Consider the following 2,054-nt stretch of genomic DNA (forward strand, 5'->3'; position numbering starts at 1 on the left):
TACTCTTGCCCCATTCTTTCCTCAGCAAGGCGGTTTGCTACTGTTCTTGCAAAATTCGGCGGCTTAGGGGAGCTGAGCGCGAATAGATACTAATGAACTGATGCCACAGTATTGAAATTCATGATGACCAGTTTTACAAACGAACGGCTCTTGGAATTCCTCCCTCTCAGGCTGTCAAATTCGATGCTAATGACTTCTTCCAAATTCATTTATCCGGTTCTTCTTTGCGGCGGGTCTGGCACCCGCCTTTGGCCACTCAGCCGCAAATCCTATCCCAAGCAGTTTGCCCGCCTGACTGGCGAAGAGAGCCTGTTCCAAGCCTCGGCCAAGCGTTTTGCCGGTGCGATCTTCAAGGCGCCAACGGTGATCACCGGGGCTGAATTCCGCTTCATCGTGCTTGAACAGCTTGCCGCGGTCGAGATCGCTCCGGCCGCGACGCTGATTGAGCCTGAAGGCCGCAACACAGCGCCTGCGATCCTCGCCACCGCGCTGGTTCTTGATGCCGAAGAGAACGGCGCACTGATGCTCGTTGCGCCCTCGGACCATGTCATTCCTGACGCGGAGCGATTTCGCGAGGCCGTGATCGCGGCCGCCCCGGTCGCAGAAGCGGGCAATCTTGTGACCTTTGGCATCAAGCCTGACCGTCCCGAAACTGGTTATGGTTGGCTGGCTTTGTCAGAGCGTCCTGATGCGGGGGTCTCGCCTGTGCCCCAAGCGCTGAAAGGGTTCGTCGAAAAGCCCACGCTCGAGAACGCGCAAAAGCTGTTAGATGGCGGCGCGCACCTTTGGAACGCGGGCATCTTTATGTTCTCGACCACCGCGATCATTGAAGCTTTTGAAAAATACTCCCCCGCGATGCTGGCGCATGCGAAGCGGGCTGTGGATGAGGCAGAAAAAGACCTCGGCTTCACCCGCCTCGCACCTGAGCCTTGGGCATTGATCGAGGATATCTCGATCGACTACGCTGTGCTCGAGAAAGCCGAAAACCTCTCGGTCGTGCCATTTGGCGGCGTCTGGTCCGACTTGGGTGGCTGGGACGCGGTTTGGCGCGAGAGCAATCTGAACGAAACCGGCGTCGCAACCAGCGGCCCGGCCACAGCAATCGAATGCGACGACACGCTGCTGCGCGCCGAAAACGAGAGCCAAGAGCTTGTCGGGATCGGCCTCAAAGACGTCATCGCTGTTGCCATGCCTGACGCGGTGCTCGTTGCCCACAAAGACCGCGCCCAAGACGTCAAAAATGCGGTCGCCGCCCTGAAGGCCAAAGGCGCCTCACAAGCGGAAACCCTGCCGCGCGACTACCGCCCGTGGGGTTGGTACGAAAGTCTGGTCGTTGGCCGGCGGTTCCAAGTCAAGCGCATCCACGTCCATCCGGGCGCAGCACTGTCCCTGCAGTCCCATCACCACCGCTCTGAGCACTGGATCGTGGTCGCAGGCACGGCCAAGGTGACCATTGACGAGACTGTCCAGCTTGTAACAGAGAATCAGTCTGTCTACATCCCTCTCGGCGCCGTTCACCGGATGGAAAACCCAGGCAAAGTCCCAATGGTTCTGATAGAGGTCCAAACTGGCTCATACCTCGGCGAAGACGACATTATCCGCTACGAAGACATTTACGCACGCGGACAAGGTGCTAAGGGATAAATTACTACGCTGGCAAGGTTTGCAGCGCTGAGCCAGCGTATTTTCCCACTCGACACTTCAGGTGATTGCACTGCCCAATGAAAGCCAAGTGCCTGTAGCATCTATTAGTCAAAGTTAAATTGTAATCAGAGGTGATGGATAATACTTACCAAGGGAAGCTTCCCTCAGGTGATTGCTTTCATTGGAAGCATCGAGCGGGATTCGCTAGCTAAGAGTCATAAAGTCCGATTTTGGCTGGTTTTGCATATTATGACGCTTAAAAAATCACCGCATTTTTTATATATCATAGCCATCAGCCCACACAGGATTGAGCGACCTCATCTGACTGGTCCATTTTGAATGTTAGTGCATTGTCGGCCTTTGATCCAATGGAACAATGGCCTCGGGCGCCGGGGGCTTGTAGCCCAATG

The 2,054-nt window shown here is 55.8% G+C and carries 1 protein-coding gene; it reads left to right on the forward strand.

Translation table 11 applies throughout. From position 1 onward, the window contains the following. Positions 1–189 precede the first annotated feature (189 nt). Complete coding sequence (locus HJ536_RS20620; protein ID WP_177159265.1) at positions 190–1,644, forward strand: mannose-1-phosphate guanylyltransferase/mannose-6-phosphate isomerase; 1,455 nt, start codon at positions 190–192, stop codon at positions 1,642–1,644. Positions 1,645–2,054 lie beyond the last annotated feature (410 nt).

Source organism: Donghicola mangrovi (genome assembly GCF_013377535.1).
Classification (GTDB): domain Bacteria; phylum Pseudomonadota; class Alphaproteobacteria; order Rhodobacterales; family Rhodobacteraceae; genus Donghicola; species Donghicola mangrovi.

Coding starts and splice junctions, on each gene's coding strand:
- HJ536_RS20620 (WP_177159265.1), top strand. CDS start 190: ATGACTTCTTCCAAATTCATTTATCCGGTTCTTCTTTGCGGCGGGTCT.